General features: G+C 64.2%; 24 protein-coding genes. 3 read left to right on the top strand and 21 right to left on the bottom strand.

Translation table 11 applies throughout. From position 1 onward, the window contains the following. Positions 1-161: 161 nt before the first annotated feature. The 16 genes from FJ424_RS10680 to FJ424_RS10605 all read right to left on the bottom strand — a co-directional run bounded on the left by FJ424_RS10680 (position 162) and on the right by FJ424_RS10605 (position 15,074). Positions 162-1,901: a VirD2 family relaxase/mobilization nuclease gene (locus FJ424_RS10680; protein ID WP_140655632.1), complete on the bottom strand. Its 1,740-nt coding sequence runs from the start codon at positions 1,899-1,901 to the stop codon at positions 162-164. A gap of 243 nt (positions 1,902-2,144) precedes the next feature. Continuing rightward, positions 2,145-2,921: a lytic transglycosylase domain-containing protein gene (locus FJ424_RS10675; RefSeq protein WP_140655629.1), complete on the bottom strand. Its 777-nt coding sequence runs from the start codon at positions 2,919-2,921 to the stop codon at positions 2,145-2,147. Then, on the bottom strand, positions 2,918-3,247 hold the full coding sequence (locus FJ424_RS10670) for a DUF736 family protein (protein ID WP_140655627.1): 330 nt from the start codon (positions 3,245-3,247) through the stop codon (positions 2,918-2,920). The genes FJ424_RS10675 and FJ424_RS10670 overlap by 4 nt, the downstream gene beginning before the upstream one ends. A 37-nt stretch (positions 3,248-3,284) precedes the next feature. Beyond that, positions 3,285-3,830, bottom strand: a complete 546-nt coding sequence (locus FJ424_RS10665; RefSeq protein ID WP_140655624.1) for a S26 family signal peptidase — start codon at positions 3,828-3,830, stop codon at positions 3,285-3,287. Then, entirely contained in the window at positions 3,827-4,318 is a 492-nt protein-coding gene (locus FJ424_RS10660) for a DUF2840 domain-containing protein (RefSeq protein ID WP_140655621.1), read from the bottom strand. Before FJ424_RS10660 ends, FJ424_RS10665 begins: the two co-directional genes overlap by 4 nt. Next, the gene (locus FJ424_RS10655) at positions 4,315-5,370 is read right to left on the bottom strand and encodes a replication initiator protein A (RefSeq protein WP_140655618.1); all 1,056 of its coding nucleotides are present in this window, start codon (positions 5,368-5,370) and stop codon (positions 4,315-4,317) included. The genes FJ424_RS10660 and FJ424_RS10655 overlap by 4 nt, the downstream gene beginning before the upstream one ends. A gap of 17 nt (positions 5,371-5,387) precedes the next feature. Beyond that, positions 5,388-5,669, bottom strand: a complete 282-nt coding sequence (locus FJ424_RS10650) for a helix-turn-helix domain-containing protein (protein ID WP_041002472.1) — start codon at positions 5,667-5,669, stop codon at positions 5,388-5,390. Positions 5,670-5,954: 285 nt separating this feature from the next. Beyond that, entirely contained in the window at positions 5,955-6,281 is a 327-nt protein-coding gene (locus tag FJ424_RS10645) for a DUF736 domain-containing protein (protein WP_140655615.1), read from the bottom strand. A gap of 523 nt (positions 6,282-6,804) precedes the next feature. After that, a complete protein-coding gene (gene atzF, locus FJ424_RS10640) occupies positions 6,805-8,607 on the bottom strand; it encodes an allophanate hydrolase (RefSeq protein ID WP_140655612.1) in 1,803 nt (600 codons plus the stop codon). Next, positions 8,604-8,954, bottom strand: coding sequence for a cupin domain-containing protein (locus tag FJ424_RS10635; RefSeq protein ID WP_140655608.1), 351 nt, complete (start codon positions 8,952-8,954; stop codon positions 8,604-8,606). The genes atzF and FJ424_RS10635 overlap by 4 nt, the downstream gene beginning before the upstream one ends. Beyond that, the gene (locus FJ424_RS10630; RefSeq protein WP_140655605.1) at positions 8,947-9,615 is read right to left on the bottom strand and encodes an isochorismatase family cysteine hydrolase; all 669 of its coding nucleotides are present in this window, start codon (positions 9,613-9,615) and stop codon (positions 8,947-8,949) included. The genes FJ424_RS10635 and FJ424_RS10630 overlap by 8 nt, the downstream gene beginning before the upstream one ends. Then, a complete protein-coding gene (locus FJ424_RS10625) occupies positions 9,615-11,147 on the bottom strand; it encodes an ABC transporter ATP-binding protein (protein ID WP_140655603.1) in 1,533 nt (510 codons plus the stop codon). Before FJ424_RS10625 ends, FJ424_RS10630 begins: the two co-directional genes overlap by 1 nt. Positions 11,148-11,157: 10 nt before the next feature. After that, positions 11,158-11,859 carry an isochorismatase family cysteine hydrolase gene (locus FJ424_RS10620; protein WP_140655600.1) on the bottom strand — a complete coding sequence of 234 codons (702 nt, stop codon included), beginning with the start codon at positions 11,857-11,859 and terminating at the stop codon, positions 11,158-11,160. 15 nt (positions 11,860-11,874) lie between these two features. Then, positions 11,875-12,801, bottom strand: coding sequence for an ABC transporter permease (locus FJ424_RS10615; protein ID WP_140655597.1), 927 nt, complete (start codon positions 12,799-12,801; stop codon positions 11,875-11,877). Beyond that, positions 12,801-13,925 (bottom strand): ABC transporter permease, encoded by a 1,125-nt coding sequence (locus FJ424_RS10610; protein ID WP_140655594.1) that lies wholly within the window; start codon positions 13,923-13,925, stop codon positions 12,801-12,803. The genes FJ424_RS10615 and FJ424_RS10610 overlap by 1 nt, the downstream gene beginning before the upstream one ends. 21 nt (positions 13,926-13,946) lie before the next feature. Further along, on the bottom strand, positions 13,947-15,074 hold the full coding sequence (locus tag FJ424_RS10605; protein ID WP_140655591.1) for a BMP family ABC transporter substrate-binding protein: 1,128 nt from the start codon (positions 15,072-15,074) through the stop codon (positions 13,947-13,949). A gap of 336 nt (positions 15,075-15,410) precedes the next feature. On the opposite strand from FJ424_RS10605, the gene FJ424_RS10600 reads away from it, so the two are divergent. Further along, the gene (locus tag FJ424_RS10600; protein WP_181182094.1) at positions 15,411-16,055 is read left to right on the top strand and encodes a GntR family transcriptional regulator; all 645 of its coding nucleotides are present in this window, start codon (positions 15,411-15,413) and stop codon (positions 16,053-16,055) included. Positions 16,056-16,216: 161 nt separating this feature from the next. Here FJ424_RS10600 and FJ424_RS10595 read toward each other — a convergent pair whose 3' ends face one another. From FJ424_RS10595 to FJ424_RS10585, 3 genes are all read right to left on the bottom strand, one after another. Beyond that, positions 16,217-16,717: a DUF2285 domain-containing protein gene (locus FJ424_RS10595; protein WP_140655588.1), complete on the bottom strand. Its 501-nt coding sequence runs from the start codon at positions 16,715-16,717 to the stop codon at positions 16,217-16,219. 55 nt (positions 16,718-16,772) lie between these two features. After that, positions 16,773-16,967, bottom strand: coding sequence for a DUF6499 domain-containing protein (locus FJ424_RS10590; protein ID WP_140655585.1), 195 nt, complete (start codon positions 16,965-16,967; stop codon positions 16,773-16,775). 130 nt (positions 16,968-17,097) lie between these two features. Beyond that, positions 17,098-17,763, bottom strand: coding sequence for a hypothetical protein (locus tag FJ424_RS10585; RefSeq protein WP_246677205.1), 666 nt, complete (start codon positions 17,761-17,763; stop codon positions 17,098-17,100). 170 nt (positions 17,764-17,933) lie between these two features. On the opposite strand from FJ424_RS10585, the gene FJ424_RS10580 reads away from it, so the two are divergent. Beyond that, the gene (locus FJ424_RS10580) at positions 17,934-18,119 is read left to right on the top strand and encodes a helix-turn-helix transcriptional regulator (protein WP_140655818.1); all 186 of its coding nucleotides are present in this window, start codon (positions 17,934-17,936) and stop codon (positions 18,117-18,119) included. 76 nt (positions 18,120-18,195) lie between these two features. On the opposite strand, the gene FJ424_RS10575 is transcribed toward FJ424_RS10580, so the two are convergent. Both FJ424_RS10575 and FJ424_RS10570 read right to left on the bottom strand, forming a co-directional pair. Continuing rightward, on the bottom strand, positions 18,196-18,510 hold the full coding sequence (locus FJ424_RS10575) for a DUF736 domain-containing protein (RefSeq protein WP_181182093.1): 315 nt from the start codon (positions 18,508-18,510) through the stop codon (positions 18,196-18,198). Positions 18,511-19,244: 734 nt separating this feature from the next. Further along, positions 19,245-20,117, bottom strand: coding sequence for a LysR substrate-binding domain-containing protein (locus FJ424_RS10570; RefSeq protein WP_140655582.1), 873 nt, complete (start codon positions 20,115-20,117; stop codon positions 19,245-19,247). 84 nt (positions 20,118-20,201) lie between these two features. Between FJ424_RS10570 and FJ424_RS10565 the strand changes: the two genes are divergently transcribed. Then, positions 20,202-21,356: an ABC transporter ATP-binding protein gene (locus FJ424_RS10565; RefSeq protein WP_140655579.1), complete on the top strand. Its 1,155-nt coding sequence runs from the start codon at positions 20,202-20,204 to the stop codon at positions 21,354-21,356. Positions 21,357-21,423 lie beyond the last annotated feature (67 nt).

Below are 21,423 nucleotides of genomic sequence, written 5' to 3'. Positions count from 1 at the left end.
GGCGCGATCGACCAGCGCGGCCCGAGGTGCGGCCGAACGCCAAGTCTCCATGCCGCGATTGTGTCGCCTTCGAAGTCGTCAACACCACGCTCAGGAAAACCGTGGGGATCTGCTGCCGAAGGATTTGGCGGCGGACATGGCAGGACCCATTCTTTCAGCTGCTAGAGACCTAGCCCGCGCTTGCGGGCAAAACTCCAATCGATACCGCCGTCGCCGCGAGTGCTGCCGCTGACATGCTGACCGAGGTGCTTTTCGAGCGAAGGCGTCCAGGGCACGAGCTGGAACCCGAGGCCATCATCGATCATGGCGAAACGGCCGGACGCGAGCGCAAAGCGCTGCCTGTAGGTGCCGGACACGGATTCGCCACTTGCCGCACGGTTGAAGGTGCGCCCGGATTGGGTCCCGATCCTGCCGCCCAGCGCATTGAGTTCCCTTCGGCGCAGCGTGTCGATCAAGTTGCCGGCAAAGACGGTCCCGCCCGGCTGCCGCTCAGCCAGCCCCAGTCCGATCAGATGCTCGACGCGCCGATCGAGCGCCTGGCGCACCTCGGCGCCGAAGCCGCCGTCGGAAAGAGCCGCCGCAGGACGGGCAAGCGCCTGCCGGTCGAGCCAGGTTGCCCCCTCAGCAACCACCTGTCTGTCGACATCGAGGTCGGAGCGCACGGCAAGCGCCAGCCGCGGGCGTCCCTGAGCGTCCTCGAATTTGCGCAGTTCGACGATCGCACCCGGCGCACCGTCGCCCGCCGCCTCGAGATCGGCGAGCCGCAGGTGATGGCAACGACCGTCGACGCCATCGATGATTGCATAGGCACTGCCGCTCAGTTCGTCATCCAGTCCGCGCTCGATCAGACGGCCGCTAATCGTCTCGCCGATGGTCTCTGCGGCCAGCACATAGCTGGCGCTCGCGCGTTCGATGCCGCGGGCTGAGAATGCGCGATGCAGGCGTTTGATGATATCGGCGCGCTCACCCATCTGGCGCAGCGTCGCCTCGGCTCTCTCGCTGAGGATCCATTGGCCAGGACCGAGTTGCTCGGCGAGGCCCAGCGTTTCCAGCCTGCGTAGCCGCCCGATCTTTGGCGCGATGAATTCGTCAGGCTGGCGATCGGCACGCGGTGCTAGATCGATGACGCCGTTGTCGCGTGCGTCGCGGAGCAACTGGCGGTCCAGCCCGGTCCACCGCTCGGCCTCGACCTGGCGCTCGACATGCCGGAGGATCTCAAGATCCGACCGGGGGCCGAGCTCCTGCGTGACGAGGTCGCTGGCGCGATCGCGCATGCCACGGCTGATGTAGTCGCGCGAGATCACGAGGTCCTGGCCGTCGTCGGCCCGGCCGCGCAGGATGACGTGGACATGCGGATTGTCGGTGTTCCAATGGTCGACCGCGATCCAGTCGAGCGTCGTGCCGAGATCCTTCTGCATGCGCCACATGAGATCACGGGTGAAGGATTTCAGGTCGGCCATCTCGGCGGCATCCTCGGGCGAAACGATGAAGCGGAAATGATGCCGGTCGTCCTTGCAGCGATCGACGAAATCCGGGATCGACGCATCGTCGACCTCCGGTCCGAACATGCGGGCTCTCGCGTCGTCGCGTGTGACCCCCTCGCGCCGCAGATAATTGAGGTGGGTCGCCAGCGGCGCGCCGCGTTTCGAATGGCGAACCACGCGGGTTTTGATCATGCAGATGCGGGAGCGGGCGGTGAGGAAGCGATTGGCTTGAAGGCTCGCTGCCCTGCCCCGCCCGAACCGCGAACTGTTGCCTGTCCCGATCCGGCCTGAGCGCGATACGCCGCCGCCAGCCTTTTGCGCCGCCGCAAGCGCTTGGGCAATGAAGGGCCGCGACGATTGGGCTCGCGTCGAGCGAATGCGGCCTGGACGGATGCGGAACTCGTGCTCATCGGACACGGCACCGGCCCTCACCTTGCCATAAGTACGGCAAATACAATGATTTGCCTGTTCTCAGCACATTGCGCCGTGGCGCTGCAATGTGCGGGAAGCGGCAAAACATCCAGCAAATGCAACCAACCGACCGCAGCACAATGTGTGCCCTTTTATCTTGCCATCCGTCGGTTGTTGCCTCGTGCCCTATGTGCCTCAAAGGCCGCGACGTCCAAAGAGATGCCGCGGGGCGATTTGACGGACACTTCGTCATCGCTGCGATGTCCGGACGTCGGACCCAGTGAACAGTTGCCGCGGCTGCGAACTGGCCGCGAAGAGTTCGCGCACCAACGGAGACGATGCGACCTCGACGGAAGCGTGTTCTCCGGACGAAAGACCGGAACCGGCCGGGGACCCGGACCGCACTATGAACAGCGGCGCGGCCTTCCACGTGACGGCCTTGCTATGGCTGGCGGTGAGCGCGCCGGTCGCATCACCACCGCCCGACAAAGGGCGAAGCTTTGCAACATAGGCGCGGGTTTCGGCCGGCAGCGGCCGGCCCCTCAAGGAGGCTTCGTAGCGCCCCGGTCCCGCATTGTAGGCGGCGAGAAAACCCGGTGAACCGTATCGATCATAGAGCTCGCGAAGATAGGCGGTGCCGGCAAGGATGTTGTCGTGCGGATCATAGGGATCGCTGCCCAGTTGGTGACGAAGGCGCAGCTCGGCCCAGGTTTCGGGCATGATCTGCATCAGACCCACCGCACCCTTTCGCGAAACGGCACGTGGGTCGCGGGCGCTCTCGAGGTGCATGACTGCCCGTATCCAGAGCTGAGGAACGCGGAAGCGATGCGACGCCTCGGCGATGTGGGCGGCATATGGATCGTCGGCGGATTTGTGGGAGACCGGCGCGGATTGTGCGGCCGCCCCCGTGATCGCGTGGCAGAGGATCAGCGTGCCAGCGACAAGCCAACGTGCTTGCCTCCGACCAGGCAAGCAACTGACGGGTCGGCTTTCGTCCGCATATCTCGGCGCCGATAGCCCACTCATCGAGCACGCTCCGGCCGCCATTTCGGCCGGATCCAGCGCAGCGACCAGGAACCGTCGTCGGATCGGAAGAGACCGGCGCGAAAGCGTCGACCAAACAGCGGATCCTCCAGTCGACAAGACAGATAGTCGCCAGCCGTCTGCCCGGTTTCCTTCCAGGCCGCGCCGACCTCGGGGCCGCTGCCATCGCCGATGTGGATGCGAAAATCCGGCGCATTGCCGTTCGACGTCCTGATCGGGACAAGCACAAGCTCGGCATCCACGAGCAGTGTTCGAATGCGTCCGGAGTAACCGGATTCTGTTTCCTGGAAGACGCCGATCTCGGCCATTGGACTATCTCCTTCCTGTTGTTGGATGTGCTGAATTTCAGTTCGCGGGAGCGAGCCAGGTGTAGTGGCCATCGCCCCTCTCGTCTGTCCAAAGCGGCAGCGCGCGTCCGACGATCGAGCTCGCCGGGAACGGGCCGAAATAGCGGCCGTCGAGACTGTCCTGGACCTTCCGGTTCATGACGAAGATTTCGGCGGCGGCGATAGTGCGGCAGCCCTGCCAGTCAGGCAGCGCGCGTCCGTTACGATCGCGCTCCAGTGCGGTGCCGATCGCGATCCCGTCGACCATGATGACGCCGGCAACGCGACAAACTTCCTGTCCAGGAAGCCCTTCAATGCGCTTCAGCATTGGCACACCAAGCGGAAGGTAGCCGCGCTCGGCGGCGAACCGAGCGACGGTCTCTGGCGGTTCGATGACGGCGAGCGCGCCAGCCGCCGGAGCGGCCGTTTTCCGGATCGCATAGAGCCCGAGGGGCGCGCTGGCCGACGCGTTCCATAGCAGCAGCGGCGGCATTTCCACGGCAGCCGGAGCGGCCGTCGCGACGACGGCCGCAAGCGTCGCGGCCATGCAAGCGGCGCGGCTCATGATGTCGCTCGCTTGCGCAACAGAAAGGCCCGGTGCTGCTCGAGCGAATAGGCACACGGCGTTCCGCCGGCAACCATTCGGTTGTGGGTCTGACGCCAGTACTCAGGGGCGGCGTCGACCGGATCGAGGCCGATCGCCTCGATCGCATCGATAAGTTGGAGAACCCGCTCAACCTTTTCCCAGCCTGCAATCTTGAGCAGGATCTCGCCGCCTGGCCGGATGTAAGGCAGCGTCTGGTAAGGTTCAGCGGGCAAGACGGCGCGCACGACGTCTATCCTCGAAACGATGGTGCCAAAGTCACTTGCCGCCCAGCGGAGGAACGCAAAGACACTGCCCGGCGCAAATCCGACGACGCGGCGCCGCTTGTCGATGATCGTCTCGTGCGCAGGGCATCCGAAGCGGATGCGGTGCTCGATCCGCTTCTCGATCCAGATCAGCTCGACCGTCGTGAGGCCGCCACGCGGCGTCGGTTGGGAAGACGGCATCATGTGTCGTCTCCCTCGCGCCGGCCAACGCACCTCCGCTTCTGCTCCCCGCCGCCAGTCCGTGGCTTCTCCGCAAGACTGTTAGATTGGGAGTTAGACTCTAAGTTAGGAGCGCGATTTCCCGTTTCGGGCCCGTCGCTTAGAGCCGATCGCGGTTCCCGAAAGCACGAGGAGGCGGTTCCCGATGGCACGATGGTTCGGGTTCCTGATGGCACGACGCTGTCCACAGGCCTCCGCGCCGGTTCGAAAGCCAACAACACGCGGCCGCTGGCTTCGACCTCCGTGAACAGAAGATACCCGGGGAGCGGTTGGCGCCGCACGATGTCACGCAGCTCGAAGGCGAAGCGCTTGAGCGGCGAGAGGCTGCCGGACTTCCGATGCAGGTGTCGGATGTCGAAACGCCAGCCGGCGCGCTGGCGCCCGCCATGCTTGCGTACCAGCCGATAGAGCCAACGCTCCAGGCCGCCCGTCAGCCCGAAATAGGCGCGGTCGATGGTCAGGATCAGCGCATCCTCCATGACGGCGCGATAGAACCAATCGGGCAGGATCAATTCGACGCCGAGCGGGCGGCCGTTTCGACCGCAGCGCTCCTGCCATTCATTGATCCACGAGAAACGATGGCGCCGGCCCTCCGCGGGTTGGCGGATGGAGGTGACGACGCTTGTCGACTGCAGGCGATCGAGTGCCGCCTTGAGGCGCAGGTAATCTCGCTTCGAGACACCGCGGCCGATGAAGGTAAGCATCTCGTATGGCGTCGCGGCCATCAGGCGGGATGTGCGCAATCCGGCGTCCCGCGCGCTGACGATCTGGCTCGCGGCCCAGATCAGGATATCGGCATCCCAGATCGTCGCCATGCCGTGATCGGGCATCGCTTCGACACGGATCGCCACATCGCCGGCGCGAAAGTCGATCGGCGCGATGCGCCTGGATTTGGCGAGGGAGAAGAAGGGATAGGCCATGAGGTCCTGCGCATCGCGTGGCGCGACGACGCCCGGCAGCGCCTGGAACAGGTCGAGCTGTTCGCGCTCCAATGGTTGACGTGGTCGTGCCGACATGGGGGAGATCAGCGGGCTCAGCGCCTTTCGCGCCCGGCATAGGGGATCAGGCGGGCGGCCTGAGGCTTGGCGGGCAGCACCGAGCCATGCGGATCGGATGTCGATGTCATCGCGCCGCGCTGAACCCAGAGCTGGAGGTCGTCGACTGCGTAGACGACGCGGCCGCCGAGTTTGCGGTAGGCAGGCCCGGTGCCGTAGGTACGATGTTTCTCAAGCGTACGCGCCGAGAGACTGAGGAAATGCGCGGCTTCCGAAGTGCGCAGGTAGCGCGGCGGCAGTGGCGCGGCGTCGGCGTTCATGAGGTGTCTCCTTCCGGCCGTTGCGGTTGAACGGCGATCGAGGGCCAGGATGGAGGAGCAAGGGGACGGTGATCAGGTGTGCAATTGAGGGGCGCTATTTCGCACCGCTACGAGGCCTTCGGGAGTGGCGGCGGCGCCTCCAGCGAGCGGCGGTACGCTCAACCATCTTCGCGCCATCGTGCAGCGCATCCGGTAACAGAAACTGATCGGACGGACCGGCGCGGCGGAAGGCTTTCGCGGCATCAGGAGACGCCTCGCCCGATACCGGGCGAGGCGTCTGCCGATTCACTCGCCGTTGCGGCGGTTGGGGCGGGACCAGATGAGGCTAAGGCCCTCACCTTCCTCGTCGGCGAAGAGGTTGGCGTAGATCGGAGCGGTGAAGCTCGGATCGTCGAGCTTGAGCCCGAGATAATCGCGACCCTCGTTGGAGCGCTTGGACCAGGCGGCGCCGATCTCGGCCTTGCCGACCACCACGCGGTGGCTTGGTGCGTTCTCGCCACTGGCCCGGGTATCGGGGACGATGCGCACGCCCTTGGCCTGGACGCTGAGGGTGATGATCTCGCCGGTGAACTCGTTCGCATTGGTCTTCTTGAAGATGCCGATGGTAGCCATTTTCAGTCTCCGTTCTCGTTTCCGAGCCCGCACCATGCGGCCTCGATGGCGATCGTGAGGCCGAAGGCGACCGCCGCCGCATCGCTTGCGACCGCAGCGAAGCGGAGGATGGCGCAGGCGCGCGTTTCTTGGTTTCGCGAGGAATGGGCTTCGCCCAGGGGAAGAAACTCGCGACGTGCCGTTGCGGCATAGGCGGTCGAGGCTTCAGCCGTCCTTCGGCCAGATCAGCCCGTTCGAGAGGTCGTTGGTGCGCTCTGAGAAATGGCGACGGAGGCACTGGCGGCGTCGATGGCTCAGAAGCAAAGCGGAGTAGTTGGCCAGGTCTCCGAGCTACGATGGCTTGCCTACATCAAGCCTCGGCCTACCCGGAGACAAGCGCCCATGACAACGATCATGAACGTCTTATTTGGGGCCGGAGGCGGAATGGCGGCTTTCCGGCCTCGAAGCGAAAGATATCTGACGCTCAACCTGCCGCAGGTTCCTGAGTTGTCCTTGCTTTTCGCAAACGCCGTTGACGAAGTGCTCAAGCGGGAACGCGATCCGACAGAAAGCGGCGCCAGCCACCGAACGACGAGATATCAGAGGCGCCTAGCAAGCCCACGGATTCCACCAGGAAGCCTTTGGCGCTGCTGCCGTCGTCAAGCTCTATGTTGCCAATGCCCAGCGGCGGCGGGATGGCGGCCACGAAGTGGCCGAAGGCCTCGGCAGGCAGCCGCCAGACCTCTACGTCGATCGCAGTGCCGCCGCTCTCCACACGGACCAGTCCGGGCTTGGGCGTGGCCTGGCCGGCGAGTTGGTAAAGCTTGTATGAAGAGGCCGTCCTCGTCGCCCGGCAGAACCTGGCGCCGGCCTGCTTGAGCTGGCCATTGAGCGGCATTCCCGAGAGGTGAGCGCCGACCACCACCAATTCGATTGTGCCGTCTTCGGCCGAAGCGCCGACAGGCTGCACGCTCGGCTGCCCCCAGCCGGTCGCGCCGAGGGTGAGCCCGCTCGCGGCATGGAGATCGCGCGCGACGGACGCCACAAGGCCGTCCAGTCCGGCGGCCGCAAGCAGCGTCACGCTCATCGGCAGGCCGTCGTCGCGCGTGCCGGTCGGCACGGCGATGCCGCACATGTCGAGCAGATTGACGAAATTGGTGTAGGTGCCGAGCCGGCTGTTGGTCTCGACCGGATCGGCGAGCACGGCGGCGGTGGTGTAATGCGTCGGCGCGGTCGGCACGCAGAACAGGTCGACCGAGGCAATGAGCGCGGCGAGCTTGGCCCGGTAGGCCTGCAAGGCATAGAGGCCGCGGAAGGCGTCCGCCGCCGACAGCTTCCTGGCGCCCCCGATGATCCTGCTCGTCACCGGATGCATGGCGGCTTCGTTGGCTTCCATGAAATCGCGGATCGCGGCATAGCGCTCGGCCACCCAGGCGCCCTCATAGAGGAGGTTGGCGGTAGCGTAGAAATCGCCGAACGGGATTTCGACCAGCCGGCAGCCGAGCCGCGACAGCATGGCGAGCGAGGCCTCGAAGCCGGCCTGCATCGCCGCATCGCCGAAGAATTTCCGGTCGGCTTTTGCCGGGATGCCGACGCTCGGCACAGGCGGGCGCGCGGCGAGCGGCCGGACGGCGATGTCGCGCGAATAGGGATCGGCTGCATCGCGCGCTGCCGCGACGCAGAACACTGCATAGGCGTCGTCGACGGTCAGCGCGAACACGGACACGCAGTCGAGCGTGCGGCAGGCCGGAACGACGCCGCCCGTCGACAACGCGCCGACGGTCGGCTTCAGCCCGACGATGTTGTTGAGGCCGGCCGGGATGCGGCCGGAGCCGGCGGTGTCGGTGCCAAGCGCGAAGGAGACGATACCGCGCGCCGTCGCCACCGCCGACCCGGACGAGGAGCCGCCCGGCACCAGCTCCGCGTCGATGGCGTTGCGCGGGATCGGCCAGGGCGTGCGCACACCAACGAGGCCGGTGGCGAACTGGTCGAGATTGGTCTTGCCCACGACCAGCGCGCCGGCGGCCTTGAGCCGCGCCACCACGGTGGCGTCCTTGTCGGGCCAGTAGGTGTATTGCGCGCAGGCCGCCGTCGTCGGCATGCCGGCGACGTCGATGTTGTCCTTGACGGCGAAGGGAATGCCCCACAGCGGTTTTGCCACCGGGTCGAACGGGCCGAGCGCTTCGGCCGCGGCAAGCAGATCCGCCCTGGCGGCGAGATGGATGAAGATGCCCGGATCATCAGCTGCCTCGATGCGGGCATAAATCGCCGCGATCACATCGCCAACGCCGACACCTCCACGATAGGCGGCGCGCAGGCTCGCTATGTCGAAGTAGACATCGCTCATTTCGTCTCCCCCAGAATGATCACCGGCAGGTCCCATTGGATCAGCACGACACAGCCGTCCTTCGTCCACACCGAATGCTCGGTTCCGACCGGATTGAGGATCACGCTGCCGGCAGGATAGTCGCCGTTCTCGTCGCTCTGGGTGCCTTCCAGCACGACGATGGTCTCCAGCGCGACATGGCGGTGGCGCGGCACGCCGGCGCCAGGTCGATATTTCAGGATCGCGACGGACGGCTCGACCGGCCCGCCCTGCAGCAACCAGTGCACGCCGATGCCGTCTCGGAAAGGCTCGAACGTCAGATCGCGCCAGCCGCCGTCGAGCAGGCCGGCAAAGGCAAGATTAGGCATTGGCAATTCCCTCGAGCACCTGGTCGGTCGTCGCCGTCCAGCCGACGATGGCGCCCTGTGCCCTGATCATGGCGATCGCCGCCGCCTTGAACTCGGGAAAATAACTTTCCGTGGCGTCCTCGGCGAGCAGGCACTCATAGCCGCGATCGTTGGCCTCGCGCATCGTCGTCTGCACGCAGACTTCGGTGGTGACGCCGGCAAAGACGAGCTGCTCGGCGCCGAGCCTTTTCAGGTCATCACCGAAGGAGGTCGCATAGAAGGCGCCCTTGCCCGGCTTCTCGATGACGATCTCGCCGGGCAGCGGCGCAAGCTCGTCGAGGATCGCGGTGCCCGGCTCGCCGGCGATCAGCACGCGGCCCATCGGCCCGGCATCGCCGATACGGACCGACGGATTGCCGCGATTGCGCTTGGCCGGCGGCAGGTCGGAAAGGTCGGGCCGATGGCACTCCATCGTGTGGATCACCGGAAGGCCGGCGGCGCGAAAGCCGTCGATCAATCGCTTCACGGTCGGCACGATCGCGGTCACCCGGCTGACGTCATTGCCGAGGCTGGCGCCGAAGCCGCCGGGCTCGGCGAAGTCGCGTTGCATGTCGATGACGACCAGCGCCATGGTCCGCGGCTTGAACGCGAACGGAAATGGCTGCGCTGCGATTTCCGCCATTAGTGATGTCCCGCCATGTGCTCGCCGATAGTCTGGACACTGGCCTGCGCAATCGGCGTCTCGTAGACCAGCGCACCGTCCGACATGACGAAGATGCGGTCCGAGAGCTCGAGCAGTTCGTCGAGATCCTCCGACATCAGAAGCACGGCGGCACCGGCATTGCGCGCCTTCATGATGCGGGCGCGGATTTCGGCCACGGCCGAGAAGTCGAGGCCGAAGCACGGATTGGAGACGATCAGAAGGTCGACCTTGCCGGTGAGCTCGCGGGCAAGCACGGCGCGCTGCACATTGCCGCCCGACAGCGAGGCGATCGGCGAGGCAAGGGATGCGGTCTTGACCTTGAACTGCTCGACCAGCCTGGCGCTGAATGCCCTGATGGCGCCGGCACTGATCCAGTTCACCGGTTTGCCGTTGGCGTCGATGTCGAAAGTGCGGAAAGAAATGTTTTCGGCCACCGTCATTTTCGGCGCGCAGGCATTCTTCAGTGGCTCCTCTGGAATGAGCCGCACATTGAGAGCGCGCGCCTCGGCCCGCGTTGCCGCATAGGTGGCGCCGCGCACCATGACCTCGCCGGCATCGCGGGGGCGCTGCCCGGCCAGCACTTCGAGCAATTCCTTCTGGCCGTTGCCGGAAATGCCGGCGATGCCGACAATCTCGCCGGCACGCACGCCGAGATCCTCGATCCGGATCGACTTCAACCCGGTGCGGTCCGGCGCCTTCAGCGCCTTGACCTTGAGGACGATCTCGGCGTCCGGCCTGGGCTCGGCGCGGCTGTCGAGGACCGCGATCGGCTGGTCGCCGATCATCATCGCCGCCATGGCTTTGCGGTCGAGGTCGACGACGCGGCCAGTGCCGGTCAGCCTGCCCTTGCGCAGCACGCTGACGTCGTCGGCGAATGCCGTCACCTCATGGAACTTGTGCGAGATCATCAGCACCGTCAGGTTGCCAGCCCTTGTCATGGCGCGCACCAGGCCAAGCACTTCCTGCGCCTCGCCGGGGGTGAGCACGGAGGTCGGCTCGTCCAGCACCAGGAAGGAGCGGCCGAGATAAAGCTGCTTGATGATCTCCAGCTTCTGCTTCTCGCCGGCAGCGAGCTCGGCCACCTTGACGTCGAGCGGCAGCTTGAACGGCATTCGATCCATGAACTTTGCGAGCTCGCCGCGCTCCTTGCGCCAGTCGATCACGCCGGGAACCTTCTCACGCGAAATGACCAGATTCTCGGCGCCGGTCAGCGACGGGACAAGCGTGAAATGCTGGTAGACCATGCCGAGGCCGAGCGCCGAGGCGTCCCTGGGGCTGGCGATCGCGACCTCGCGGCCGTCGACGAGGATGTCGCCGGCGGTCGGGTGATAAAAACCCATCATGCATTTGACCAGCGTCGACTTGCCGGCGCCGTTTTCGCCAAGCAGCGCGTGGAACGATCCGGCCGGCACCTTGATGGAGACGTCGCCCAACGCCGTGAAGGCGCCGAAACGCATGGTCATGCCGATGGTCTCGACGCCGACGGCCTTGTTGCCGGTGATCGCGCTCATCCTGGTTTCCTTACGGCAGCTGGGCGACGAAGGGCGCCGAGCTCGACACCGCGCCAAAGACGCCGCCCTGCATCTTGATCATCTTGATCGCGGCAAGATGATTGCCGTAGTCGGTCGCCCCGCAGCAGTCCTCCAGCATCACGCATTCGAAGCCGCGGTCGTTGGCCTCGCGCATGGTGGTGTGCACGCAGACATCGGTGGTGATGCCTGTGAGCACGATGTTTTCGATGCCGCGCTGGTTGAGGATCAGCTCCAGGTCGGTGGCGCAGAACGAGCCCTTGCCGGGCTTGTCGATGATCGGCTCGTCCTCGGCCGGGTAGAGGTCGGGGATAATGTCCCAGCCCGGCTCTCCGCGCACCAGGATGCGCCCGCAGGGGCCGGGGTCGCCGACGCCGGCATTGATGCGGCGCGAGCGCCAACGCTTGTTGGCGGGCAGGTCGGCGAGGTCGGGGCGGTGGCCCTCGCGGGTGTGGATGATGGTGTAGCCTTTCGCGCGCATGGCCGCCAGCACCGACTTGATCGGCTCGATCGGCGCGCGCACCAGCGACAGGTCGTATCCCATATGGTCGACATAGCCGCCCGGCCCGCAGAAATCGGTCTGCATGTCGATGACGATCAACGCCGTGTTATCGGGGCGAAGCTCGCCATTGTAAGGCCACGGATACGGGTCGGCGTCGATATAGCGCTGGGTGATTTCGGCTCTCGCGTTCATGACAAAAAACTCCAGCTATTTGGTGATCGACAATTCGCCCGGCGCGCCCGCTAGCGAGCGTGTCGGCGACGAGGTAGCGATCATGATGATGAGGGTGAGGATGTAGGGGGCGGCGTAGAACAAATAGTAGCCTTGCGTGACGCCGACCGACTGCAGCGCCGGTCCGAGCGCTCCGGCGCCGCCGAACAGAAGCGCGGCGGCAAAGCAGCCGAGCGGATTCCAGCGCGCGAAGATGACCAGCGCCACCGCCATCAGCCCCTGACCGGACGAGATGCGCTCGGTCCAGCTGCCGGGATAGTAGAGCGACAGATAGGCGCCGCCGATGCCGGCCAGAGCGCCGCCGACGCCGGTGGCGATGAGGCGCACGGTGTTCGGGTTGAGGCCCATGGCGCGCGCGGCATCGGAACTGTCGCCGACGACGCGCACGATGAGGCCGGCGCGGGTGTTGCGGAACGCCCACCACAGGACCAGCGAAAGCACCGCACCGATCAGGAACAGGACGTTAACGTCGAGTGCCGCCTGCACCTGCGGAATGTCGGACCAGGCGCCGAAGGGAATGGCCGGGAGGTTGGGCGCTTTCGGCTTGATGAACGGCTTGCCGAAGAAGAAGGCGAGCCCCGAGCCGAACAGCATCAGCGCGATGCCGATGGCGATGTCGTTGACTTTCGGGAATTTGCAGATCCAGCCATGGAACAGGCCGAAGCAAAGGCCGGCGGCCGCGGCGGCCAGCAGGCCGAGCCATGGCGAGTTGGTCATGACCGCGACTGCATATGCGGTCATGGCGCCGAAGACGAGCGTGCCTTCCAGCCCCAGATTGATGCGGCCGGAGCGCTCGGTGATGGCCTCGCCCAGCGAAACGAAGATGAAGGGCGTCGACACGCGGATCGCGCCGCCGAGGATGGCGAGCGGCACGCCCCAGAGGCCGATCCCGGTCGCATCCATCACGAGGCCCTCCGCCACAAATCGGGATTGAAGGCCTTGAAGCGGCCGTACAAGGTTTCGCTGAGCAGGATGACGATGAACAGCATGCCCTGCAGCAGCAGCACGGTGGCGTCGGGCAGGTCCATGCGGCGCTGGATCAGCCCGCCGGATGCGTCGATGCCGCCAAGCAGGATGGCAACCGGGATGATGGCCAATGGGTTGTGGCGGGCGAGGAATGCGACGAGGATGCCGGTGTAGCCATAGCCGGCGGCGAGCGAGCCGTTGGCGCTGCCTTGCACGGCTGCGACTTCCAGCATGCCGGCAAGACCGGCAAAGCCGCCCGCAAGCGCGGTAAAGCCCACGATGAGCGGTCCGACGGCCAGCCCCTGCACCTGCGCTGCCCTGACATTGCCGCCGGCGATGCGGGCGGCAAAGCCCCAGCGGGTCTTTTCGATCAGCACCCAGGAGAGCATGCAGGCGACGACGCCGACGGCAAGCCCCCAATGCACCTCCATGCCCGGAATGTTGCCGATGCGGTAAATGTCGGCGAGCGGCTGGGTCGAGGGCTTGTTGAGCGAGCCCGGGTCGCGCAGCGGCCCCTCCACCAGTTGGTTCATCAGGGCGATGGCGATGTAGGCCATCAGCAGGCTGGAAATGGTCTCGTTGACGGCCCTGTAATGGCGGAGCGCGCCGACGGCACCGATCCAGATGCCGCCGGCGGCCAGGCCCGCCACGCCCATGGCAAGAATGACGATGAAGGAAGGCGCGCCGCTCAGCGCCACGCCTATGGCAGCGGCGCTGACGCCACCGAGCACGATGGCGCCCTCGCCGCCGATGACAACGAGGCCGAGCCGCGCCGGCAGTGCCACGCACAGCGCCGCCAGCAACAGCGGTGCGGCCCGCGACAGCGAATTCTGAATGGAGAACCACGAGCCGAAGCCGCCCCGCCACATGGTCTCGTAAAGCAGGACCGGGGACTTGCCGACCAGGGCGATGAACAGGCTGAACAGCGCCATGCCGACGACAAGAGCCGCGAGCGGAATGACGAAAGCCTCCGCCCGCCGCGCGATCCATTCCAGCGCCGCCGGATATCCCCTGGCGCCGAGCAGGGCCGGCGCCTCCGCACTGCTGACCGTATCGGTCATGGTCCCCGTCTCCGCTCGCCTTCAGGCGGTCGAGCCGACGACGCCCTCGACGAGATAGTCCATGCTTTCGAGCTCGATGGCTGTCTCGACGAAGGCCTGGCCCTCCGTCGCCACGACGGCGCCCTTATTGCTCTTCAGCGGGCCCTTGATGACGGAGAAGCCGCCCTTCATCATCTCGGCCAGGGTGGCGTCGAACTGCTTGCGGGCCGGCTCGCCGACGGCGGGACCGAGCGGGCTCATCTTGACGAAGCCGTCGGCCAATCCGCCGCGGGTGAAATTGGGCAGCGGCGTGCCGGCGATGAGGTCGTCGACGAACATCTTGTAGACCTTGGCCCAGTTCCACTCGGCCCCGGTGAGGTATTTTTCCGGCGCCAGCGGGCTCTGGTTGGCGTGGTAGCCGCAGACGAAGGCGCCGCGGCCCGCGGCCGTCTCGACCACTACTTTCGGGCTGTCGACATGGCAGGTGATGACGTCGGCGCCCTGGTCGACCAGCGCGTTGGTGGCTTCCGCTTCCTTCACCGCCAGCGACCATTCGCCGGTGAAGATGACCTGGCAGGTGATCGACGGATCGACCGAGCGCGCGCCGAGCAGGAAGGAGTTGATGTTGAGCAGCACCTGCGGAATGGGCTTGGCGGCGACGAAACCGAGCTTCTTCGACTTCGATGTGTGGCCGGCGACGACGCCGTTCAGGTACTGGCCCATGCCGATATAGCCGAAATAGGAGCCGGCATTCATCGGGTGCTTGGCCTTGTCCCACATGCCGCCGCAATGGCGAAACTGCACGTCGGGGAATTTCGCGCACATGGCCAGCATGTGCGGATCGAAATAGCCGAAGGAGGTTGGGAAGATCAGCGAAGCGCCGTCGAGGTTGATCATCGATTCCATCGTCTTTTGGACGTCGACCGTCTCGGGAACGTTTTCCTCCTCGACGACGGAGATGCCTTCGATGCCCTTCAGCGAGGCCGCCCCCTCGGCATGCGCCTGGTTGTAGCCATAGTCGTCCTTCGGGCCGACATAGATGAAGCCGACAGTGGCGGCGGCGGCGAAGGCACGGCTGATCGGAAAGGAGGCCGAGGCGAGGCCGAGCGCGGCTCCCGCGGCTGAGGTCTTGAGCAGTTGGCGGCGGTTAAGCATGAATCTGTCGGTCATAGTGAATGCTCCCCTTTGGGACCCTTTTCTGGGTCGGTTAACATGCCGTCCAAGAAAGTGCATGCAACCGCCGTGCCAGTTCCTTTTTCTGATTTTCCGCAATAAAATCAACGAACAAGTTTAGAAGGCCTGCATAAACCAAGGGCAAGTGCATGCACTTATTGCCTGAAAACTGGCCAATTTGACATCGAGGTTAAAATCTAGGCATACAGAGATGCGGCCTTGAGTCGAAACAGCCCGTGGGCCGTGCACGTTGCGGGCGCCTGCAATAAGCTGGACGGAGGAGACGTGTCGGGAAAGCGCGGCTTGGTCAGGTCGGGAACGACCGTGGATCAGATGGTGCGGGCGATCGCCGACCGCATCGTCACCGGCTATCTGCGTCCCGGTGAAAGGCTCGACGAGGGTTCGCTTGCCGCCCGCTTCGACGTTTCGCGCACGCCAGTCCGGGAGGCGCTGGGCCAGTTGAGCGCAATCGGACTGGTCGAGAGGCGGCCCAACCGGGGCGCCATCGTCGCCATGGTCACGCAGGAGTATCTCGCCTCGATGTTCGAAAGCATGGCCGAGCTGGAGGCAATCTGCGCCCGCTTTTCTGCCGAGCGGATGACCGGCGCCGAGCGCCGCTCGCTGGAGCTCGAGCATCAGGCATCGGCGCGCCTGGTGCAGCTCGGTGCGGAGGAGGACTACGAGTATTTCAACACCGAGTTCCACAACAGGCTCTATCGGGGCGCCCACAACACGCATATCCATGATTTGACCGTGGCGACCCGCAACCGACTTGCCCCGTTCCGGCGCGCACAGTTCATGCTGCCAGGCCGACTGGCCAAGTCCTGGCAGGAGCATGATGCGATCGTCACCGCGATCATGCGCGGTGACGCGGCAGCCGCCGGCAAGGCCGCCCGAGATCATGTTTCAATCGTCAGCGAGGCGAGCGCGGTGTTTGCGGCCGATGATCGCAAGCCAGCTCGGCGGGATGTGGCCTGAAATTGCGAGCAGTCCGGATACTCGCAGACGATGTCTGTTTCCAAGCCTGCGAAGCTTGGTCCCAAGGGGAAAATGGGGCGCAAAAGCGGCATTCCCTTCGAAATCGTAAGCCTACGCTTTTAGGCGAGCCAATAAGTGAGTTGGCCGGCATCGCCGCCCTTTCAGGTCGGACGCCGTCGCGCACGAAGCAATTGGCGATAGCCCCGCTCGACCATCTTCAAGCCGTCGCGCACGAGACGATGCGTCTGATATCGAAACGCCGAGTCGTGCCAGTCGGCGGCGGTGACCAGCCGCCGACCGAACAACGCGGTCGCGACCTCGAAATGGGATGCCTGCTCTTCCCGGCCGTCGAGGCATCGCAGCATGTGGCCAAGGCGCCGCCGCTGGGCCGCAGTCAAGCGGGTGTCGGGAAGGTGCTGCCTGTGGATCGAGCGGATGAACCGTTCGATGGCTTGGAGACTGTCGTGCGCCATATCGTCCAGCGGTATGATGGCGGCGAGCGGTTCGCCTGGCTTGGCGTCGCCGAGAAGCGCCAGTTGCGTGCCGCCCGGTGATGAGCGCATGTGAAGGCCGACGTCGTCACGCCGGCCCGCGGCCAGCGGTACGTCGAAAGCGCTGCCCTCCCGCGGTTGCAGATCCGGCGGAACCTCGACAAGGTTCACGACGCCAGGGTTGATCTCCGATGCCCAATAGACGGGCTGCTCGACCGCGGACTGGTCAGGCCGGGCAGCGAAACTGCAAACCCCAGCGCTTGCGTAATGCGCGCATCGCCCTAGCCGAGCGGGAGGTTGCGAAGTCCTGCTGATATTGCGGATTGCGTCGCAGGAATTCCCAGGCAATCTCATCGGCGGCGGCGCCGTTGATAAACGCATATGCCTGTGGGTCACGCCACTGCGATGTATCCGGCTTCATCCGCATCCTTCCCTTCTCAAGGATTTGATAGGGAGATGCGGCGTTAAGCGAAATCCTTGGATTCCGTCATTGACGAATGGACGAGGAGAGAACCCGGGGCCGAACGATCAGGCCGGAACGTCAGCGAGGGCTATTGACTTGCGCCGTGCAGTGTTTTGAATGTTTTCGTCCAGACACGATAGGCCTCGTCATCACCTTGGCTCCACGCGCTGAAGGCGCGCCAAGCCGCAAAAGACGAGGCGGGCTGCTCGAGCAGTGAGCCGATCGATCGGTCGCCGGCGGGCCAGCCGGCAGGCTGATCGCTGACCGCCTCATGCGTGAGGCGCCGCAGGTCGGCCAATGCAGAGCGGATGTGCGGCAGCGGAAATTCGAAGATATCGGTGTTGTCCGTCGCTTCTCGAACCACGACCGCAAGCTTGGCGACCACGCCCGCCAACGATTGTGCCGGGGTCGCCGCGATCTCAGCCAACAGGGCGTCGGCCTTCTCAGCATCATCCTGCTCCGCCGTCCGCGCATCGACATAGCCGGCGCTAGCCCCCTCCCCGCCCCCAATAACTGCGCCGGTGGGCAAGATTGCGCCCCGCTCCAAAAGCCTTTCTTCCTCCTGCTGCTGTCGGACACAGGAAGCCAGCGTCCCAACATGGGCGTCGATCCAGGCTAGGGACAGGAGAAGTGCGGGATCAAGTGTCAACGGAGCTTCGGCTGAAGGGCCGGCACGCTCTTTAGTCAACGGAGATTGCATCTCCCGTCCAAACGTGACGGAAGGCAAAGTCGTGGTATTGTCGGAATCAGCCATGATCCGAGCTCCCACACAGCTTGGCATTGGTCAGGTCGAAAAGGGTGTTCGCGCACCCTCTTCGACCGCTAGTTCGGGCAGGGATAATATACAAATTGATTGACGTCAATCATAATATTGAGGACAGGACTGCGGATTTCAGCCCCGAACAGTGTCGCGGCGCGCGTGCAATGTTGGGATGGAGCCAAGATGATTTGGCCCGTGCGGCAAACGTCGCACGGCAAACAATCGCTGATTTCGAACGCGGGGCGCGGATTCCGATCGCAAACAACATATTAGCGATTGTGAATGCGCTCGAGAAGGCTGGGATTGAAGTACTGCCCAATAACGGAATTCTGTTGCGAAAGAGCCGTTGATACCGGGCTTCACCGCTGAAGCCCGGTGTCAGACGCCTAAGCCCGTCCGGCCGAAGCCGAACGGGCTTGCTACCTGTTACTCGCCGTTGCGGCGGTTGGGGCGGGACCAGATGAGGCTATGGCCGTCGGCGAAGAGGTTGGCGTAGATCGGAGCGGTGAAGCTCGGATCGTCGAGCTTGAGCCCGAGATAATCGCGACCCTCGTTGGAGCGCTTGGACCAGGCGGCGCCGATCTCGGCCTTGCCGACCACCACGCGGTGGCTTGGTGCGTTCTCGCCACTGGCCCGGGTGTCGGGAATAATGCGCACGCCCTTGGCCTGGACGCTGAGGGTGACGATCTCGCCGGTGAACTCGTTCGCATTGGTCTTTTTGAAGGTGCCGATGGTAGCCATTTTCAGTCTCCGTTCTCGTTTCCGAGCCCGCACCATGCGGCCTCGATGGCGATCGTGTGGCCGAAGGCGACCGCCGCCGCATCGCTTGCGACCGCAGCCAAGCGCAGGATGGCGCAGGCGCGCGTTTCTTGGCTGCGCGAGGAATGGGCTTCGCCCAGGGGAAGAAACTCGCGACGCGCCGTTGCGGCATAGGCGGTCGAGGCTTCAGCCGTCCTTCGGCCAGATCAGCCCGTTCGAGAGGTCGTTGGTGCGCTCTGAGAAATGGCGACGGAGGCACTGGCGGCGTCGATGGCTCAGAAGCAAAGCGGAGTAGTTGGCCAGGTCTCCGAGCTACGATGGCTTGCCTGCATCAACGGCTTTGCCTACCCGGTGACAAGCGCCCATGACGACGACCATGAACGTCTTAGTTGGGCCGATATCGGACTGTCTGGTGTTAGGTATCGCTCTTCGGAAATCTGCCGATCGGCTGGGGCAATCCCGTTGACGACGTGAGTTGGTGAGCGATTTCGAGTTACCAGGCGCTCCGTAGCCGATCGTGTTCCCGGTGAACGCTAAAACTAATAAGCTGCGGATCTTCAGAACGTTGGCCAGCGATCCGAATGCTACTGGAGGCGACGAAAGACACTCTCCCTGTTGGCCTTAGAGCCGGCCTGGCCGCGTGGAGCCCGCCAGAATGGTCTCATGCTGGCCATAGCTGGTCCGGGCTGCGGCGGACCAGGCTGGAGATGCCCGGCTCAACCGACATTTTCCAGTTGCTCGACCAATATGGCGCAAAAGACCTCAGCAACCGGACGTTTTGTGTCGCTCGGTTGTATTACGAAATAAGGATACGGCGCCGGGATCTCGAGATCGAGAACCTTGATCAATGAGCCGCGGCGCAGGTCTTCGGCGCACAGCATCGAACTGCCGACAGCAACGCCGCAATCCTCGCGCGCGCCCTGCAAGGTCAGGTAGGCATTGGGAAAATACATATGCTGTCGCGGTGTTATCTGCCCTGCCGCGCTGCTGCTGATCAGCCTTTGCCAATCTTCGCCATCGTCAGAATGCAACAGAACGTGGTTCTGCAGGTCAGCCTCGGATCGCAGAGCATTGCGGTAAAACAGGTTCGGGCTGCAAACCGCAAAGTACCGTTCATTCTTCAAAATAGCATATCGTGTGCCATGGATGGGCCGCTCGCCATACGAGACGACGACGTCCATCGCTTCGCTGGCCTGTTCGATGGCAAACAGCCGCACCGTCACGCGCGGAAACCTGTCGGCGAACCGATCAACGATACCCATCAGGCGCAGGGCTGCCAGCCCCGGTGCGCAGGCCACGCGCAACTCCCCTTCGAAACTGTCGCTCGCGGCAGTCCGGCAGGCGCTCTGGATCTCCTCGAACGCCTTGCTCAGCTTGGCGAAAAACGCAGCACCCGGTGCGGTGAGCGAGAACTCCTTGCGGCTGCGCACCACAAGCTGGGTCCCAAGCTCATCTTCCAAGGCGCGTATGTGGTGTCTGATTGCTCCGGGGGTGACGTTCAAATCCCTCGCGGCCGATGGAATACCGCCAAGCTTCGCCACGCAGAAGAAAGCCCGCAGTGACGTCAGGTGGAGTAGTTCATTGTTCATGGCAGTCGCTTCATGCGTCAATCAGATTAACGCAATATGCTAGATTTATTGATTTGCGTCAATTCGATTATTGAATGTACCGTGATGAGACAATCAAGAAATCCACAGCGGATCGGCATGGCACTGGGAGCGCAACAAATCGCTGACGACAAGAGCGCGTTCATCCGCATGGAGGATGTCAGCAAGACGTTCGGCGCGCTCAAGGCCTTGAGCAACATCAGCATCGACGTCCGCGACGGTGAATTCCTGACGCTGCTCGGCCCCTCCGGATCCGGCAAGAGCACCACGCTGATGTGCCTTGCCGGCTTCGAGACGCCCACCCATGGGCGTATCTTGCATCGCGGCGAGGACTTCACCCGCCTTTCCCCGGAAAAGCGCGGCTTCGGCGTTGTGTTCCAGGGCTATGCGCTCTTTCCGCACATGACTGTGGCCGAGAACGTCGCCTATCCGCTCGTGGTGCGCAAGCTCTCCAAGGCCGAACGCGAAGACAAGGTCCGCGCCATGCTTTCGACGGTCGGGCTCAATGGCTACGACGACCGCCGCATCCAGAGCTTGTCAGGCGGGCAACAGCAGCGCGTCGCGCTCGCCCGTGCGCTGGTTTTCGGTCCAAAGCTTCTTCTGCTTGATGAACCGTTTTCCGCGCTGGACAGACGCCTTCGCGGCGAGATGCAGTCGGAACTGACGCGCATACATCAAGAGCTGGGTACCGCTTTCGTCTTTGTCACCCATGATCAGGATGAAGCTTTATCCCTGTCCGATCGCGTTGCCGTTTTCAACAAGGGCGAAGTCGAGCAGATCGCCGCGCCAGCCAAGATATATGAGGAACCGGCCACGACCTTTGTCGCAGGATTTGTTGGCGAGACCAATCTGCTCGATGTCACGCGCGTTGCGGCCGCCGGCGAGAGCGATCTCTATCACGCGCACTATGGCGAGACGCAGATCATCTGCCGCGGCCCGCAAAATGCGGCGTTGGCGCGTGACAGTAAACTCAGCGTTCGCCCCGAGGATGTCCAGTTGCACGCTGCCCTTCCACAGGATGGCGCTTTCAACGCCATCAATGTCCGGCTGCTGCGCTCGACCTATTTCGGCGCCTCGGTGGAGGCCCTGCTTGGCGACCCGGCCGACAACCAGTTTCGCGTCCGGCTCGGCACCAGGCATGCCCGCAACACTGGCCTCGAAGATGGCCGCAGCTACTGGCTGAGCTGGCCCAAGGGAACGGGCTACCTGGTACCCGCCTGACCAAACTGCATTACCATAACAACCAAGGGGAATATCGATGTCGGATAAAAAACAGCACTTCATTCTG

Origin of the sequence: Mesorhizobium sp. B3-1-8, from assembly GCF_006439495.1 — a bacterium.
In the GTDB taxonomy this organism is placed as follows: domain Bacteria; phylum Pseudomonadota; class Alphaproteobacteria; order Rhizobiales; family Rhizobiaceae; genus Mesorhizobium.
This window is presented reverse-complemented; position numbering and strand designations above follow the sequence as displayed.

What these genes read in the sequence shown, in the direction of transcription:
- FJ424_RS10665 (WP_140655624.1), bottom strand. Translation starts at nt 3,830, where the DNA reads ATGAGCCGCGCCGCTTGCATGGCCGCGACGCTTGCGGCCGTCGTCGCG.
- FJ424_RS10600 (WP_181182094.1), top strand. Translation starts at nt 15,411, where the DNA reads ATGGTGCGGGCGATCGCCGACCGCATCGTCACCGGCTATCTGCGTCCC.
- FJ424_RS10575 (WP_181182093.1), bottom strand. Translation starts at nt 18,510, where the DNA reads ATGGCTACCATCGGCACCTTCAAAAAGACCAATGCGAACGAGTTCACC.
- FJ424_RS10625 (WP_140655603.1), bottom strand. Translation starts at nt 11,147, where the DNA reads ATGAGCGCGATCACCGGCAACAAGGCCGTCGGCGTCGAGACCATCGGC.
- FJ424_RS10660 (WP_140655621.1), bottom strand. Translation starts at nt 4,318, where the DNA reads ATGATGCCGTCTTCCCAACCGACGCCGCGTGGCGGCCTCACGACGGTC.
- FJ424_RS10585 (WP_246677205.1), bottom strand. Translation starts at nt 17,763, where the DNA reads ATGGCTGATTCCGACAATACCACGACTTTGCCTTCCGTCACGTTTGGA.
- atzF (WP_140655612.1), bottom strand. Translation starts at nt 8,607, where the DNA reads ATGAGCGATGTCTACTTCGACATAGCGAGCCTGCGCGCCGCCTATCGT.
- FJ424_RS10590 (WP_140655585.1), bottom strand. Translation starts at nt 16,967, where the DNA reads ATGAAGCCGGATACATCGCAGTGGCGTGACCCACAGGCATATGCGTTT.
- FJ424_RS10615 (WP_140655597.1), bottom strand. Translation starts at nt 12,801, where the DNA reads ATGGATGCGACCGGGATCGGCCTCTGGGGCGTGCCGCTCGCCATCCTC.
- FJ424_RS10635 (WP_140655608.1), bottom strand. Translation starts at nt 8,954, where the DNA reads ATGCCTAATCTTGCCTTTGCCGGCCTGCTCGACGGCGGCTGGCGCGAT.
- FJ424_RS10570 (WP_140655582.1), bottom strand. Translation starts at nt 20,117, where the DNA reads ATGAACAATGAACTACTCCACCTGACGTCACTGCGGGCTTTCTTCTGC.
- FJ424_RS10565 (WP_140655579.1), top strand. Translation starts at nt 20,202, where the DNA reads ATGAGACAATCAAGAAATCCACAGCGGATCGGCATGGCACTGGGAGCG.
- FJ424_RS10610 (WP_140655594.1), bottom strand. Translation starts at nt 13,925, where the DNA reads ATGACCGATACGGTCAGCAGTGCGGAGGCGCCGGCCCTGCTCGGCGCC.
- FJ424_RS10580 (WP_140655818.1), top strand. Translation starts at nt 17,934, where the DNA reads ATGTTGGGATGGAGCCAAGATGATTTGGCCCGTGCGGCAAACGTCGCA.
- FJ424_RS10650 (WP_041002472.1), bottom strand. Translation starts at nt 5,669, where the DNA reads ATGAACGCCGACGCCGCGCCACTGCCGCCGCGCTACCTGCGCACTTCG.
- FJ424_RS10645 (WP_140655615.1), bottom strand. Translation starts at nt 6,281, where the DNA reads ATGGCTACCATCGGCATCTTCAAGAAGACCAATGCGAACGAGTTCACC.
- FJ424_RS10675 (WP_140655629.1), bottom strand. Translation starts at nt 2,921, where the DNA reads ATGAGTGGGCTATCGGCGCCGAGATATGCGGACGAAAGCCGACCCGTC.
- FJ424_RS10620 (WP_140655600.1), bottom strand. Translation starts at nt 11,859, where the DNA reads ATGAACGCGAGAGCCGAAATCACCCAGCGCTATATCGACGCCGACCCG.
- FJ424_RS10670 (WP_140655627.1), bottom strand. Translation starts at nt 3,247, where the DNA reads ATGGCCGAGATCGGCGTCTTCCAGGAAACAGAATCCGGTTACTCCGGA.
- FJ424_RS10655 (WP_140655618.1), bottom strand. Translation starts at nt 5,370, where the DNA reads ATGTCGGCACGACCACGTCAACCATTGGAGCGCGAACAGCTCGACCTG.
- FJ424_RS10630 (WP_140655605.1), bottom strand. Translation starts at nt 9,615, where the DNA reads ATGGCGGAAATCGCAGCGCAGCCATTTCCGTTCGCGTTCAAGCCGCGG.
- FJ424_RS10605 (WP_140655591.1), bottom strand. Translation starts at nt 15,074, where the DNA reads ATGACCGACAGATTCATGCTTAACCGCCGCCAACTGCTCAAGACCTCA.